This is a genomic window from Streptomyces axinellae, from assembly GCF_039532135.1.
In the GTDB taxonomy this organism is placed as follows: Bacteria; Actinomycetota; Actinomycetes; order Streptomycetales; family Streptomycetaceae; genus Streptomyces; species Streptomyces axinellae.
This window is the reverse complement of the sequence record NZ_BAAARJ010000011.1, coordinates 95,114-108,924: the sequence shown is the minus strand read 5'-3', so window position 1 is coordinate 108,924 and position 13,811 is coordinate 95,114. Positions and strand designations below refer to the sequence as shown.

Genomic DNA, 13,811 nt, shown 5'->3' with positions numbered 1-13,811 from the left:
CCGCCCCCCAAGTGGTGGGGGCGGGGCCCTCTGCGCGTCGTGCGCGGTTTCGCACCGGTCCGGGAGCGCCTCCCGTCGGCGGCGGCTACTCCGTCTTGATCGCCGTCAGCATGTTGAGCCTGGCCGCGCGGCGGGCCGGCCACAGGGCGGCCAGGACGCCGACCAGCGCGGCCAGGGCGAGGAAGAGCCCGAGCCGGCCCCAGGGGAGCACCAGCGTGTAGGTGTCCAGGCCCGCGCCCGCGATCAGTTCGCCCGCCGCCCAGCCGAAGAAGACGCCCAGGCCGATGCCGAGGACTCCGCCGAAGAGCGAGATGACGAGCGACTCGAGCCGCACCATTCGCTTGATGCCCTTGCGGTCCAGGCCGATGGCGCGCAGCATGCCGATCTCCTGGCCGCGTTCGAAGACCGACATGGCCAAGGTGTTGATCACCCCGAGCACGGCGACGATGACGGCCATGGCGAGCAGCCCGTAGAGCATGTTCAGCAGGATGTTGATCATCTGCGCGATGCCCTCGGAGACGTCCTTCTTGTCCTGGACCTGGATCGCGGGGTTGTCGCCGAGCTGCTTGGTGAGGGCGTCCTTGACCTCGTCGGTCGCGCCGCCCTTGGTCTTGGCGAGCACCTGCATGTCCGCGACCTTGGACATGTGGGGGGTCACGGTCTTGTTGTCGACCATGATGCCCTTGATCATCTGGTTGCCCTTGTAGAGCCCCCCGACCGAGAGCACCTGCTTCTTGCCGTCCTCGAATTCGGCCTCGAAGCGCGAGCCGACCTTCCAGCCGTTGCCCTTGGCGGTCTTGGTGTCCACGACGACCTTGTGGCCGCCGCCGATGCCGGACCAGCCGCCCTTGGTGAAGTCGAGCGAGGTGAGCTGGGCGATGGAGTCGCCGTTGACGCCCGTCAGGTACTCGGTGCCGCCGCCGATCCTGGCCTGCGCGTTGCGCAGCGGCGAACTGGCGGTGACCTCGTCCGAGTTGGCCAGCTTCTTCTCCACGTCGGGCGAGAGCGGGGTGAAGTTGGCCATCGAGATGGTGTAGTCGGCCTTGAGGGAGTCCGAGGCCATCTTGTCGATGGCGTTCTGCACGCCACCGGCGATCACGGTCAGGCCGGTGATCAGCGTCAGGCCGATCATCAGCGCCGAGGCGGTGGCCGCCGTGCGGCGCGGGTTGCGCACCGCGTTCTGGCGGGCCAGCTTGCCGCTCACCTTGAACAGCCGCAGCACCGGCGCCGCAGCCGCGATCAGCGGGCGGGACAGCAGCGGCGTCAGCACGAACACGCCGATGAGCAGCAGCCCGGCGCCCAGCCCCATCTGGGCCTTGCTGCCGCCCGCGCCGGTCGCCATCAGCACCAGCGCGGCACCGGCGGCGGCGAAGAGCGCGCCGATGGTGTTGCGCACGACCAGGGAGCGGGTGGTGGCCGGGGCGTGGACGCTGCCCATCGCGGCGACCGGCGGGATCTTGGCGGCTCGGCGCGCGGGCAGCCAGGCGGCCAGCACGGTGATGACGACGCCGACGATCAGCGAGGCCACGAAGGTGCCCGGCTCGATCACCAGCGGGCCCGAGGGCATGGTGCCCATGTTGCCGATGACGGCGCGCAGTCCGGCGGCGATGCCGATGCCTGCCGCCATGCCCGCGATACCGGCGACGAAGCCCACCACGAGCGCCTCGATCAGCACCGAGCGCGTCACCTGGCGGCGGCTGGCGCCGACCGCGCGCAGCAGGGCCAGTTCCTTGGTGCGCTGGGCGACCAGCATGGTGAAGGTGTTGGCGATGATGAAGATGCCGACGAACAGGGCGATGCCCGCGAAGGCCAGCATGCTGGTCTGCATGCCGGACATGCCCTCCGCGATCTGCTTGGACTCGTCGTCGGCGAGCTTCTTGCCGGTGACGGCCTCGGTGTGGGCGGGCAGCACCTTCTCGGCCTGCTTCTTGAGCGCGGCCTGGGAGACGCCGGAGGCGGCCTGAAGGGAGATCTCGGTGTACTCGCCGGGTTTGGCGAACAGCTTCTGGGCGGTGGCGTTGTCGAAGAGGACGAGGCTGCCGCCGGCCGCGACGCTGCCGTCGTCGGTGGTGTAGATGCCGGTGACCTTCTCGGTGCGCACGGGCCCGTCCACGGACATGCGGACGGTGTCGCCGACCTTGTAACCGGTGCGCTCGGCGGTCTTGGCGTCCAGCGCGATCTGGCCGGGCGCGCGGGGCGCGGCGCCGTCCTTCATCGGGTAGCGCGGGTCGGCGCCCTTGCCGTCGGGCCCGCCGTAGTAGTTGGCGCCCTGGGTGGAGAAGCCGTCACCGACGAGCTTGCCGTCCTTGCCGGAGAGCGCGGCGAAGCCGGAGACCACACCGGTGGCCGACTTGGCGCCGGGCAGTGCCGCCGCCTTCTCCAGCGTGCGCCGGCTGAGCGGCGAGACGGAGTCGCGGCCCTCGGGCGCGCCCTTGCTCTCCTGCTTGATGGAGACGTCTACGTGGGAGTAGCCCTTCTCCGAGCTTTTCTGGAAGGCGTTCGAGATGGTCGAGGTGAAGACCAGGGTGCCGGAGACGAAGGCGACGCCGAGCAGTACGGCGAGCATGGTCATCAGCAGCCGGGCCTTGTGCGCGAAGACGTTGCGCAAGGCGGTACGGAGCATGAGGGTTCCTGGGGTCCTGAGTGCGGAGAGTCCTGGGCTGGGGCGCGCAGGCGCGCACCGTGCACCTCACCGCGCACCTCACCGGGCGTACGCGCCGCGCGCGGGGATGCGCGGCGCGTGCCGGATGCGGGGCGGGTGTGCCGGGTCGTGACGTGCTGACGTAGTGGCGTACTCGGCGTACTGGGGTGCGCCGACTGCGGCGGGGTGGCCGCCGGGGCGCGGCGGCCGGTTCAGCTCGTACGGGCCTTGGTGTCGAAGGACTTCATCCGCTCCAGCACGCTGTCGGCCGTCGGGTCCATCAGGTCATCGACGATGCGGCCGTCGGCGAGGAAGACGACGCGGTCGGCGTAGGAGGCGGCCACCGGGTCGTGGGTGACCATGACCACGGTCTGGCCCAGCTCGCGCACGGAGTTGCGCAGGAAGCCGAGGACTTCGGCGCCGGAGCGCGAGTCGAGGTTTCCGGTGGGTTCGTCGCCGAAGATGATCTCCGGCTTGGAGGCGAGGGCGCGGGCCACTGCCACGCGCTGCTGCTGGCCGCCGGAGAGCTGGTTGGGCCGGTGCTTGAGCCGGTCGGCGAGGCCCACCGTCTGGATCACACGATCCAGCCACGCCTTGTCCGGCTTGGTACCGGCGATGTCCATGGGCAGCGTGATGTTCTCGATCGCGTTGAGCGTGGGCAGCAGGTTGAACGCCTGGAAGATGAAACCGATCCGGTCCCTGCGCAGCTGGGTCAGCTTCTTGTCCTTGAGCGAGGTCAGCTCGGTGTCCCCGATGCGGGCGCTGCCGCTGGAGACCGAGTCGAGGCCCGCCATGCAGTGCATCAGCGTGGACTTGCCGGAGCCCGAGGGGCCCATGATCGCGGTGAACTCGGCCTGCCGGAAATCGACGGATACCCGGTCCAGGGCGACGACTTGGGTCTCGCCCGAGCCGTACACCTTCGACAGATCGGTGGAGCGCGCCGCTGCGACACCGGCGGCTCCATGCTGGGCGGGGGCTCCGGGGTACGGGCCTCCCGCGACGTGGTGGGGGCGAGTACGGGTCGTCACGGCGTGATGCTCCTGTCGAACGGTGGCGAGTGCGGAACTTTCGTTGTCACCCCATCGTTCCGCCCCGTCGCGGATCGGGGATCAGCCCCCGCTCCCGTTTCCGGGGGACCCCTGGGAGGTAGTCCGAGCCCTCTCGGTCCTCCTTGGGTATGACGGCCGACCCTGAGAGTGGGCGACCGGCGCTCAGGCCCGTACGGTAGGGACCGGACGTGTGACCGAACGGCGACTTTCCGTCATTCCTCCCGAGCCGGACACTCAGGGGGCACGCCTCCCAAGTGGTACGCGGTGTGCTGATGCGCCGTCAGTTGCCAATAAAATAAGACAACATCGGTCTGCCGATCCGCTGTTCGGGGGGTGACCCTGGATAGGCTCACCTCTGTGCCCTGGGGGAGGGCCGCGTGTGCTGAGCGGTGCGCGACGCGGTCCGGGAGCCGGTGCCCGGATGGTGGAATGCAGACACGACGAGCTTAAACCTCGTTGGCCTTCGGGCCGTGCCGGTTCGAGTCCGGCTCCGGGCACTACCTCACTCTGCGGAGCGCGGGCGACCTCCGGCAGGGGGTGCGCGCCGTCGGCCGGTGGCCGACGTCCGTACACGGGGCGGCTGTTGACAGTGCGGGGTAAATTTGTGTCGTGACGGAACAAAGAGCGGACGGCAGCGTAGGGGACGCCGACTACGGGCGGATCGGTGCCGGATACAGCGCCTACCGCAAGCCGGACCCGCGGATCGCGTCGGCTGTTCTCGCTGCCCTCGGGGAGGCCAGGACCGTCGTCAACGTCGGTGCCGGCGCAGGATCGTACGAGTGCAGGAGGCTGCTGGTCACGGCCGTGGAACCGTCGCAGTCCATGCGGGTCCAGCGTCCGGCCCACCTGGCCCCGGCCGTTGACGCGACGGCCGAGCATCTTCCGTTTCCCGACGGCGTCTTCGACGCGGCCATGACCACCTTCAGCGTGCACCAGTGGAGCGACCTGAAGGCCGGGCTGCGCGAGATGCGGCGGGTGGCGCGGGGGCCCGTCGTCATCCTCACCTGCGATCCGGACCTCGTGCGCGACTTCTGGCTGTACGACTACGCGCCCCTCGTCCTGGAGACCGAGGCCCGCCGCTACCCCGCCGTCGCCGACCTCACCGAGACGCTCGGCGGCCGGGTCACGGTCGAGCGGGTCCCGGTTCCCGCCGACTGCACGGACGGTTTCAACGAGGCGTACTACGCGCGTCCCGAGCGGCTGCTGGAGCCCGGCGCCCGCCAGGCGTGCTCGGCGTGGAGCTTCGTGGAGCCGCAGGTGCGCCGGGAGTACGTCGGGCGGCTGCGCGAGGACCTCGACTCCGGCCGCTGGGACGAGCGCTACGGGCACCTGCGGCGGCAGCCCACGCTGGACGGCTCGCTCGTCCTGGTCCGCGCCCTGCCCTGAGACGCGGTGCACAGTGCGGGATACGGGGCGCCCGCGGAGTGCTTCAGCGTCGGTCCAGCGCTTCAGCGTCGGTCCAGCGCTTCAGTGGTTCAGCGGTTCTCCAGCCACAGCCGCAGCTGTGTCTCCTGATCGCCCGCCACACGCAGTTCCTCGCGCACGGTGAAGGCGTCGCCCAGCACGCGGTGGAGGGTGTCCACAGCGGTGGGCGGACCCTGGATCTCCGCGGCGACGGGGGCGTCGAGGGCCACCGGGGCCGGTCGTCGGCCGCCGCTGCCCCGGGCGGTGTCGAACTGCGCCATCCACACATCGGCCTGCCCCAGGGCGCCTCCCGACTCCCAGTCCGAGGGGAAGAGCGCACAGAGCGACTCGAACACCGATTCGGCATCCGCGCCGCCGCACTCGCTCAGCTGCACGGAGACTTCCCTGTCCCCACCGGACGTGTCCGCCACCATTGCGGGCCTCCCTTTCTCGCGAATTGTCCGCAGGCCCAATATCGGCCCGTGGGTACCCGCGGGCCGGGAGCGCAATCGGCGATTCGGGCCCCGTTCGACCTCGCGCATCGGGATGGCAGGGGATGTGGCCGGCGCCGGCGCGGTGGGGTACGTGTGCCGCACCGTCACCCCCTTGACCGGTGACGGTTTTGCGAGGCGGTGGCAGGTGCGGGGCAGCGCTGCCCTTGACGGTGACGAGCGTCGCACCGGCTCAGGGGCGCAGCCGGGCGCCGACGCGGCCCAGTGCCTCGGCCATCACATCCAGTTCGTCCGGGCGCAGGACGTCGATGAGGGCTTCGCGTACGGCGGCGACGTGGCCGGGGGCCGCGGAGCGGAGGGTGTCGCGGCCCTCCGTGGTGAGGACGGCCAGAACGCCGCGTACGTCGGTGGGGCAGGAGCGGCGGCGCACCAGGCCCCGCTTCTCCAGCTGGCTCACCTGGTAGGTCAGCCCGCTCTTGGAGGTGAAGAGCCCCTCGGCGAGTTCGGTCATCCGGACCTCGCCGTCCGGCGCGTCCCCGAGGCGCACGAGGATCTCGTACTGCGCGTGGGAGAGCCCCGCGTCGTCCTTGAGCTGCTGTTCGAGGCGGCGGGAGACCCGGCTGGTCGCTTCGAGGAAGCCGTGCCAGGCCGCCATCTCCCGCTCGTCGAGCCACCTGGTCTCAGCCATGTGTGTCATTCTACGCGGTTGTTCAAATTCGAACCGTCTTGTACGGTCACCCCGAGAACGAAGTTCGAATTTGAACAACATGTGAACTCCCGACCTGCCCGTCCCGTAGGAGGCTCCGCTCATGCCGTCCCCCCACGCCACCACCCTCTCCCCGGATGCCGGGCCGGACACCGCCTGGTCCGCGAGCACCGACGGCGCCGCCGTCCCCGCGTCGGCCCAGACCGCCTATGACGCGGGTCTGCTCGTGCTGCGGCTCGTTCTCGGGCTGACGATGGCGGCGCACGGCTCCCAGAAGCTCTTCGGATGGTTCAACGGCGGCGGCCTGGACGGCACCGCCGGATACTTCACCTCCGTCGGATACCCCTCGGGCAAGACCATGGCCGTCATCGCGGGCCTGTCCGAGACCCTCGGCGGCCTCGGGCTGGCCCTCGGACTGCTCACGCCGCTCGCGGGCGCCGCCGTCTTCGGCACCCTGCTCAACGTTCTCGCCGTGAAGTGGGGCGGGTTCTTCGCGCCGGACGGCGTCGAGTACGAACTCCTCCTCGCCGCGGCCGCCGCGGCCCTCGCCCTCACCGGCCCCGGCCGGCTGGCCGCCGACCGCGCGCTGCCCGTCCTGCGCACCCACCGCCTCGTCCACGGCGCCGCGGCGCTCGTGCTGGGCGCGGTCGTGGCCGGGATCGTCCTCCTCCTGCGGAACTGACCCGCCCGCCCGGAACACACCGCTGAACAGCGCTGAACACAGCTGACTCCACTCGGAAGGGGCGCCATGAGCCGCTCGAACACCCCGCACGACGGCGGCGACGTCAACGGTGACAACGACAGCGGCAACGGCCACAACGGCCACAGCAGGGGCGAGGGTGCCTCCTGGGACGGCCGCCGGATGCCCGCGCTGTATCTCAGCCATGGCGCCCCGCCGCTCGCCGACGATCCGCTGTGGACCTCCCAGCTCGCCTCCTGGGCGCGCGAACTGCCCCGTCCGCGCGCCGTCTTGATGGTCTCCGCGCACTGGGAGTCGCGCCCGGTCACCCTCTCCGCCACCCGGACGGTGCCACTGGTCCACGACTTCTCCGGGTTCCCCGGGCGCTACTACCAGGTGCGCTACCCCGCGCCCGGCGCGCCCGCCCTGGCCGCGCGGGTACGGGAACTCCTGGGCGGCGGCGAACAGGTGGCCGACGCCCCGGAGCGTGGCCTGGACCACGGGGCCTATGTGCCGCTGGTCGAGATGTACCCGGACGCCGATGTCCCGGTCCTCCAGCTCTCGCTGCCGACCCTGGACCCCGCGCGGCTGATGGCGCTGGGCCGCAGGCTGGCGCCGCTGCGCGAGGAGGGCACGCTGATCGTCGGCAGCGGCTTCTTCACCCACAATCTCAGCGGTCTGAACTGGGGTGCGGGAGCCGACGAAGCCCCTTCCTGGTCGCGGGAGTTCGACGCGTGGGGGCGCGAAGCACTGGCGGACCAGGACATCGACGCGCTGCTCGACTTCACCCACCGCGCCCCGGCGGGCCGTATCGCGCACCCGCGCACGGAACACTTCGCGCCCCTGTTTGTCACGCTGGGCGCCGGTGAGGACGAACTGGCCGGGCAGCGCACCGTCATCGACGGCTTCTGGCACGGACTGGCCAAGCGCTCCGTCCAAGTGGGCTGACAACGACCTGCGGTTTTCCCGCCCCGCCGGCCTGTTCCGCGCGGCGGCCCGCCTCCGGCGCGGCCTCGCCGAGCCCCACCGGGGGGTCTCGTCCAGGTCCGGACGGGGTCCTTCCGTGCTGTTTCCGGGCCCTTTTCCGGCGTCTGCGGGGAGCTTGGGGAGGGGCCGCGCGCTCCCGTCCGCTCGTCCATGCGGCTGGACCCCCGCCCTCACACCTCGCGCTGGGTGACAGGTTGAGTACCCTGACGTGCGAAATGCGTACGTCACTGCTCTCGAACGGGGGCGACATGGGCTTCGGCTTCAAGCGGCGGAGCTCGACACTCCCCGCGGAGGTCACCAGCTTCGTCGGACGCCAGGAGGAACTCGCCTGCGTCGAGGCGCTGTTGCGCCGTGCCCGGCTGGTCTCGCTGGTGGGCCCCGGAGGGGTCGGCAAGACGCGGCTCGCGCTGCGCGCCGCAGCCGCCGTCAAGGACAGCTATCCCGACGGCCTGTGCCTGGCCGAGCTGACCGAACTGCGGGAGCCCGATCTGCTGCCCGCCGGGCTCGCCGCGCTGATGGGTCTGCCGGACCAGAGCGGCCGTGAACCTCTCGACCAGCTGGTCGAGCACCTGCGCGGGCTGCGCAAGCTGCTGATCCTCGACACCTGCGAACACCTCGTCGACGCGTGCGCCGTCCTGGCCGACCTCGTGCTGTGCGAGGCGCCGGAGGTGACGTTGCTGATCACCAGCCGCCAGCCGCTGGACGTGTCGGGCGAACACACCTTCGTCGTCCCGCCGCTGGCCGTCGAGGAGTGCGACGGCCGCGGCTCCCGCACCGACGGCAGCGCCGTTGCCCTCTTCGCGCAGCGCGCCGCCGCCGTCGTACCGGGCTTCCGCGTCACCGCCGCCAACCGCGACGAGGTCGTGGCGCTGTGCCGGCGGCTGGATGGCATACCGCTTGCGATCGAACTGGCGACCGTACGGCTGCGCGCCCTCTCGCTCACCCAGCTCGCCGCCCGTCTGGAGGACCGCTTCCGGGTGCTGACCGGCGACCGGCGCACCGCGCTGCCCCGGCACCAGACCCTGCGCACCACGATCGGCTGGAGCCACGAGCTGTGCTCGGCCGAGGAACGCCTGCTGTGGGCCCGGCTGTCGGTCTTCGCCGGGGCCTTCGACATCGGCGCCGCCGAGACCGTGGGCGCCGGCGGCGTGCTGCGGCCGGAGACCGTCGTGGAGCACCTGGTGGCGCTCGTGGACAAGTCGGTCGTCCTGCGCGTGGACGACGAGGACCTGCCGCGCTACCGGCTGCTGGACACCATCCGCGAGTACGGCGCCGAATGGCTGGCGAGCACCGGTGAGAAGGGGGAGTGCGCCGAGCGGCACATGGTCTGGTTCCGGGCGGCGGCCGAACACTTCCGCGACCACTGCACGAGCCCCGCGCAGCACCGGCTGAGCCGGGACATCACCCGCGACCTGGCCAACTACCGGCTCGCCCTCGAATACGCGCACGGGCCGGGCGAGCGGCCCCGCGACGGGCTGGCACTCACCATGGCGCTGGCCCCCTACTGGACGTTCCGCTCCTCCTTCTCCGAATCCGTCCACTGGCTGCGGCGCGGCCTGGAACTGGTGACCGAGCCGTGCCCGGAGCGGGCCGAGGCGCTGTGCGGCCTCGCCCACCACACGGCCGTACAGGGGCGCACGGACGCGGCCATGCCGTACGCCGAGGAGGCGCGGGAGATCGCCGAGGCGCTCGGCGATCCCCGGCTGCGCGGGATGGCCACGCACTTCGTCGGCTATGTGCACCTGATGAGCGGCGACGCGGAGACGGCCGGCCCCCTCATCGCCCAGGCCCGCCCCCTGCTGGAGGAGGCCGGCGACCGCTATCACCTGGCGCTCAACTTCATGCACGAGGCGGTCCGCTCGGCGCTGCTCGGCAAGAGCGAGCAGTCGCTGCGCAACGAGCGGGCCTTCGAACTGGCCCTCGGCAGTGGCCCGTCCGGTGCGAGTGCCCCGCACGGCGCGAGCGGCCCGTCCGTGGGGAGCGTTCCGCCCGTGGGGGCAGGTCCGCACGGCGGAGCCGACGGGCCGGCCGGGCAGAGCGACGCGGGCGAGGACGGCGAGGCGGGGGACCAGGAGCGCGAGAATTTCTTCCGCGGCTTCATCCGGTACTTCCACGGCCTCGCGCTGTGGAACGAGGGCCGGCGCGCCGAGAGCGCCGTCCCGCTGCGGGAGGCCGCGCGCCTCAAGGCCGCCATGGAGGAGCCGGACGGCACCGCCGTCTGCCTGGAGACCCTGGCCTGGCACGCCGCCGAATCCGGCCGCCCGGTACGGGCCGCCTGGCTGCTGGGGGCCGCCGACGCCTACTGGCGGCAGGACCTCGCCCTGATGTGGGGCATCGACAGCCTCATCGCCTGCCACCAGGAGGCGCTGGAGCGGGTGACGGCGGCGCTGGGGGAGGCGCGGGCGCAGAACCTGATGCGACGCGGCCGGGCGCTGACGGCCGTCGAGGCGGCGGAGCTGGCCGCCTCCGACCGTGAGCATCCGGGCGCTCCGGCCCCGGGAGACGGCACGCGGCGCGAGAGCCCGGCAGACCAGGGCGGCCTCGGAGTGCTCACCGGGCGGGAGCGGGAGGTCGCCGGGCTGGTGGCCCAGGGGCTGACGAACCGGCAGATCGCCGAGCGCCTCGTCATCTCCAAACGCACCGCCGACGCGCACGTCGAGCACATCCTCAGCAAGCTGGGCTGTTCGGGCCGCGCGGAGATCACGCAGATCCTCGAACGGTCCACAGCGACCGCGGGCTGACCGCCCGGAACAATCCGTGGCTTCCCTTCGTTCTTGACTCTGCACTAGCGTGCTGTTTTTACTAACGCATTACGCTGGACGCGAGGCCGTGCCGTGCGGCCATGGAGGAGTGAGATGAGGAGCAGCAACCCGGTCTTCTCGCGTCGGGGGTTCAGCCGCGACAACGGCTATGCCGGTTTCAACGCCCAGCAGCAGCCGCCGCAGGCCGGGAACCCCTACGCGACGAACCCGTACGCACAGCCCAACCCCTATGCCCAGCAGCCGCAGGCCGCCGGGCAGCCCTACGCCGCGCCGCCGGCGGCCCCGCCGCAGGCCGGCCGGATGACGATGGACGACGTCGTCACCCGTACGGGCATGACCCTGGGCCTCGTCGTGGTCACCGCGGCCGTGGCCTGGATCACGGACATGTCGCTGGGCCTCGCCATCGGCGCCGGGCTCGTCGCGATGGTCCTGTCGCTGGTCCAGGCGTTCAAGCGCAAGGCGTCGCCGGCGCTGATCCTCGCCTACGCCGCCTTCGAGGGCCTCTTCCTCGGCGCGCTGAGCAACTACGTCAACGGGTTCGTGAACGGCGCCGCGATGCAGGCGGTGCTCGGCACGATGGCGGTCTTCACCGCCGTCCTCGTGCTCTACAAGACGCGGATCATCCGGGTCACCCAGCGGTTCTACCGCTTCGTGATGGCGGCGGCGATCGGCTTCGTGCTGCTCATGGCCGTCAACCTGCTGTTCGCCGCCTTCGGCGGCGGTGACGGCCTCGGCTTCCGCAGCGGCGGTCTGGGCATCCTGTTCGGCGTCATCGGCGTCGTGCTGGGCGCGCTGTTCCTCGCGCTGGACTTCAAGCAGGTCGAGGACGGCATCGCCTACGGCGCCCCCAAGGAGGAGTCGTGGCTGGCGGCCTTCGGGCTGACGCTGACCCTGGTGTGGATCTACCTGGAGTTCCTCCGGCTGATCGCCATCCTCCAGGGTGACAACTGACGCGGAAGCGGAGCGACGAACCGCACAGTGCTGACGAGCCGGGCGGTGTCGGCTGAACCGCGCGGTGCTCACCGAGAGGGCCCGGAAGGCAATGCCTTCCGGGCCCTCTCGCGTCTGCGTCTGCGTCCGCGTCCGCATCCGCGTCCGCATCCGCGTTCGTGCGGGGATCGGGGGGTCGGGGGTCGGAGCAGCGGTGGGCTAGTAGTGGCGCGCGGCGCGCCGCAGGTCATGTTCGTGGATGATCGCTTTGGCGTGGCCGTAGGCGAGGTTGTGTTCGCCCCGCAGCCAGCTCACCTTCTCCTCGAAGCGGAAGAGGGAAGGGCCTTCATCGACCGTGCGGAGCCAGTCGGAGACTTCACGACCGGTGCAGTGCGGGATGCGCGAGAGCAGGTTCCGGTGGGTCTCTTCGGAGAAGATTTGGGACATCGGCGCCTCCGGACGCTTCTTAGTGAGTCCTTGACGCCACGTTGCCTGAGCCTTGGGTTGTTGGCAACAGTCCGGTGACGGCGCATAGGCTGACGATGTGCCCTCCGTTGATACGACTCCGCTGATCGCCGCCGTGGACCAGCTCGCCGACCGGCTCCGTGCGCTGCCGCAGAGCACCTTGCGGCGGGGTGCGGCCCAAGAAGGGCTCGCCCTCGCCCGGTCGCTTTCGAAGCGCGCTCAACGGCTGGAATTCGGCGCCGCGATGGAGCCCCGGACGATGCCCGACGCGGGCGTCTTCGCTGTCGGCGACCAAGTGTCCGTCGCGGGGCACGACATGGCCCAGGCACTGGCAGAGGACCCCGACTCGGCCCCCGCCGCGCTGGAGTGGGCCCTGCGCGAGGTGCGGTCGGCGGCGGCTCGCGTGGGCTGAGCGGCGTACGGGGTTGAGCCGCGCGCGGCGGAGCGGGGGGCCGGGCGGTTACAGCGAGGCGATGACGCGGTCGGCCAGGAGGTAGGCCGTATCGCCGTTGGGGAAGCCGAAGGTGAGGGCGAAGGAGCCGGCGATGCCGGAGCCGCCCATCAGCACGGGCGGCCGGCCCCGGCGCAGCGCCTCGCCGAGTGCTTCGCTGGTGGCGCGGTGGCCGGGGGAGAGGCAGACCGTCGTGCCGTCCTCGAAGACGTACACATCCAGCGTGCCCAGCGGTCCGGGGCGCACGTCGGCCAGCGGGGTACGGGCGAGCGCCAGTTCGGCCAGCCGCTCGACCGTGCGCTCGTGGTCGGCGACGGTGGGTGCCGTGGACGGCGCGGGGGAGGGGATGACGGGCTCGCCGCTGAGGTTGTAGTCCGGGTGCGAGGGGTGGCGGCGGCGCGCGGCGGCCAGATCGGGCGGCTCGGCACGCGGCGCGCCGGTCCCGGCCTCGGGCAGCGCCCCCGCCTCGGGGAGCGGCCCTGCTTCGGGGAGGGCCCCTGTCCCGGGCAGCGGCTCTGTCTCAGCCGGTGACCCCGTCCCGGGCAGTGCCTCGGCCCCAGAGGTCCTAGAGGTCCCAGAGGCCCCGGGGGGCTCGGGGGCCCCCTCGCTCTCCGGTCCGCTTTCGTCGGCCGGGGCGTACTCGCCGCGCTCGGGGCCGTTCTGGCGGGGGATGAAGATCTCTCCGGCGTCCGCCCCGTGGTCGAGGTCCAAGAGGGCGTCGAGGTGGTCGGCGAGCACGCCGGGTGCCACCTCGTACTCGGTGCCGTGCCCGGCCAGCAGCGAGCCGCTCTCCGGCTCGCCCTCGCGCGCTTCCTGGGCGGCCCAGAAGGCGCGGGCCTCGGCCAGTTCCCGCTCGCGTTCGTCGGCGAGCGCCTCGGCGACGGCGGTGCGGATCTCCGCGGCGGTGACGGGGCCGTCGCCCTCGCGGGCGTGCGGCACGGCACCGGCCGCGGCGGCGGGTGTGGCGGCTGCGCGGGATCCGGCGGCCGTCGCGGCGGACTGTGCCGCGAGCCGTGTCGCGGGCCGTTCGGCGTCGGCGCGGCGCTGTGCGGCTTCGCCGCACTGGATGTCGTGCTGGGCGTCGAGCTGGGCGCGCAGCGCGGTCAGCTGGCCGCGCAGCCCGCGTGCGGTGTGCAGTGCGGCACCGCCCAGCACGGCGGCCGTGGCCGCTGTGCCCAGCAGGATGAGGGATATGGCGCTCACTGACGTACTCCCGGTTCCGTTTCGATCCCCCTGAATTCCTACAACAGCGTTGCGCGAAAACCTCTCCGACCGTAGTGCAAAA

At 71.7% G+C, this 13,811-nt stretch carries 12 protein-coding genes and 1 tRNA gene; 7 read left to right on the top strand and 6 right to left on the bottom strand.

Going from position 1 to position 13,811, the window contains the following annotated elements:
- Positions 1-85: 85 nt before the first annotated feature.
- Together ABD339_RS17905 and ABD339_RS17900 are read right to left on the bottom strand one after the other, a co-directional pair.
- A complete protein-coding gene (locus ABD339_RS17905; RefSeq protein ID WP_344567213.1) occupies positions 86-2,623 on the bottom strand; it encodes an ABC transporter permease in 2,538 nt (845 codons plus the stop codon).
- Positions 2,624-2,853: 230 nt separating this feature from the next.
- The gene (locus tag ABD339_RS17900) at positions 2,854-3,669 is read right to left on the bottom strand and encodes an ABC transporter ATP-binding protein (protein ID WP_344567212.1); all 816 of its coding nucleotides are present in this window, start codon (positions 3,667-3,669) and stop codon (positions 2,854-2,856) included.
- A 436-nt stretch (positions 3,670-4,105) separates the two neighbouring features.
- Between ABD339_RS17900 and ABD339_RS17895 the strand changes: the two genes are divergently transcribed.
- Together ABD339_RS17895 and ABD339_RS17890 are read left to right on the top strand one after the other, a co-directional pair.
- Positions 4,106-4,187, top strand: a tRNA-Leu gene (locus ABD339_RS17895).
- A 112-nt stretch (positions 4,188-4,299) separates the two neighbouring features.
- Positions 4,300-5,076 (top strand): class I SAM-dependent methyltransferase, encoded by a 777-nt coding sequence (locus ABD339_RS17890; RefSeq protein ID WP_344567210.1) that lies wholly within the window; start codon positions 4,300-4,302, stop codon positions 5,074-5,076.
- Between the two features lie 89 nt (positions 5,077-5,165).
- On the opposite strand, the gene ABD339_RS17885 is transcribed toward ABD339_RS17890, so the two are convergent.
- Both ABD339_RS17885 and ABD339_RS17880 read right to left on the bottom strand, forming a co-directional pair.
- Positions 5,166-5,528, bottom strand: coding sequence for a hypothetical protein (locus ABD339_RS17885; RefSeq protein WP_344567209.1), 363 nt, complete (start codon positions 5,526-5,528; stop codon positions 5,166-5,168).
- Between the two features lie 250 nt (positions 5,529-5,778).
- A complete protein-coding gene (locus ABD339_RS17880; RefSeq protein ID WP_344567208.1) occupies positions 5,779-6,234 on the bottom strand; it encodes a MarR family winged helix-turn-helix transcriptional regulator in 456 nt (151 codons plus the stop codon).
- A gap of 121 nt (positions 6,235-6,355) precedes the next feature.
- Between ABD339_RS17880 and ABD339_RS17875 the strand changes: the two genes are divergently transcribed.
- The 4 genes from ABD339_RS17875 to ABD339_RS17860 all read left to right on the top strand — a co-directional run bounded on the left by ABD339_RS17875 (position 6,356) and on the right by ABD339_RS17860 (position 11,631).
- On the top strand, positions 6,356-6,934 hold the full coding sequence (locus ABD339_RS17875) for a DoxX family membrane protein (RefSeq protein ID WP_344567206.1): 579 nt from the start codon (positions 6,356-6,358) through the stop codon (positions 6,932-6,934).
- A gap of 180 nt (positions 6,935-7,114) precedes the next feature.
- The gene (locus ABD339_RS17870; protein ID WP_344567469.1) at positions 7,115-7,879 is read left to right on the top strand and encodes a dioxygenase family protein; all 765 of its coding nucleotides are present in this window, start codon (positions 7,115-7,117) and stop codon (positions 7,877-7,879) included.
- 254 nt (positions 7,880-8,133) lie between these two features.
- Positions 8,134-10,659 carry an ATP-binding protein gene (locus ABD339_RS17865; RefSeq protein ID WP_344567204.1) on the top strand — a complete coding sequence of 842 codons (2,526 nt, stop codon included), beginning with the start codon at positions 8,134-8,136 and terminating at the stop codon, positions 10,657-10,659.
- Positions 10,660-10,773: 114 nt separating this feature from the next.
- Positions 10,774-11,631, top strand: a complete 858-nt coding sequence (locus ABD339_RS17860; RefSeq protein ID WP_344567202.1) for a Bax inhibitor-1/YccA family protein — start codon at positions 10,774-10,776, stop codon at positions 11,629-11,631.
- A 198-nt stretch (positions 11,632-11,829) separates the two neighbouring features.
- On the opposite strand, the gene ABD339_RS17855 is transcribed toward ABD339_RS17860, so the two are convergent.
- On the bottom strand, positions 11,830-12,057 hold the full coding sequence (locus ABD339_RS17855; protein WP_344567200.1) for a DUF4287 domain-containing protein: 228 nt from the start codon (positions 12,055-12,057) through the stop codon (positions 11,830-11,832).
- Positions 12,058-12,154: 97 nt separating this feature from the next.
- Here ABD339_RS17855 and ABD339_RS17850 point away from each other — a divergent pair, with 97 nt between their 5' ends.
- Entirely contained in the window at positions 12,155-12,487 is a 333-nt protein-coding gene (locus ABD339_RS17850) for a hypothetical protein (protein ID WP_344567198.1), read from the top strand.
- Positions 12,488-12,535: 48 nt separating this feature from the next.
- On the opposite strand, the gene ABD339_RS17845 is transcribed toward ABD339_RS17850, so the two are convergent.
- Positions 12,536-13,729 carry a hypothetical protein gene (locus ABD339_RS17845; RefSeq protein ID WP_344567196.1) on the bottom strand — a complete coding sequence of 398 codons (1,194 nt, stop codon included), beginning with the start codon at positions 13,727-13,729 and terminating at the stop codon, positions 12,536-12,538.
- Between the last annotated feature and the right edge of the window lie 82 nt (positions 13,730-13,811).

Coding starts and splice junctions, on each gene's coding strand:
- ABD339_RS17905 (WP_344567213.1), bottom strand. CDS start 2,623: ATGCTCCGTACCGCCTTGCGCAACGTCTTCGCGCACAAGGCCCGGCTG.
- ABD339_RS17885 (WP_344567209.1), bottom strand. CDS start 5,528: ATGGTGGCGGACACGTCCGGTGGGGACAGGGAAGTCTCCGTGCAGCTG.
- ABD339_RS17880 (WP_344567208.1), bottom strand. CDS start 6,234: ATGGCTGAGACCAGGTGGCTCGACGAGCGGGAGATGGCGGCCTGGCAC.
- ABD339_RS17875 (WP_344567206.1), top strand. CDS start 6,356: ATGCCGTCCCCCCACGCCACCACCCTCTCCCCGGATGCCGGGCCGGAC.
- ABD339_RS17870 (WP_344567469.1), top strand. CDS start 7,115: ATGCCCGCGCTGTATCTCAGCCATGGCGCCCCGCCGCTCGCCGACGAT.
- ABD339_RS17865 (WP_344567204.1), top strand. CDS start 8,134: ATGCGTACGTCACTGCTCTCGAACGGGGGCGACATGGGCTTCGGCTTC.
- ABD339_RS17860 (WP_344567202.1), top strand. CDS start 10,774: ATGAGGAGCAGCAACCCGGTCTTCTCGCGTCGGGGGTTCAGCCGCGAC.
- ABD339_RS17855 (WP_344567200.1), bottom strand. CDS start 12,057: ATGTCCCAAATCTTCTCCGAAGAGACCCACCGGAACCTGCTCTCGCGC.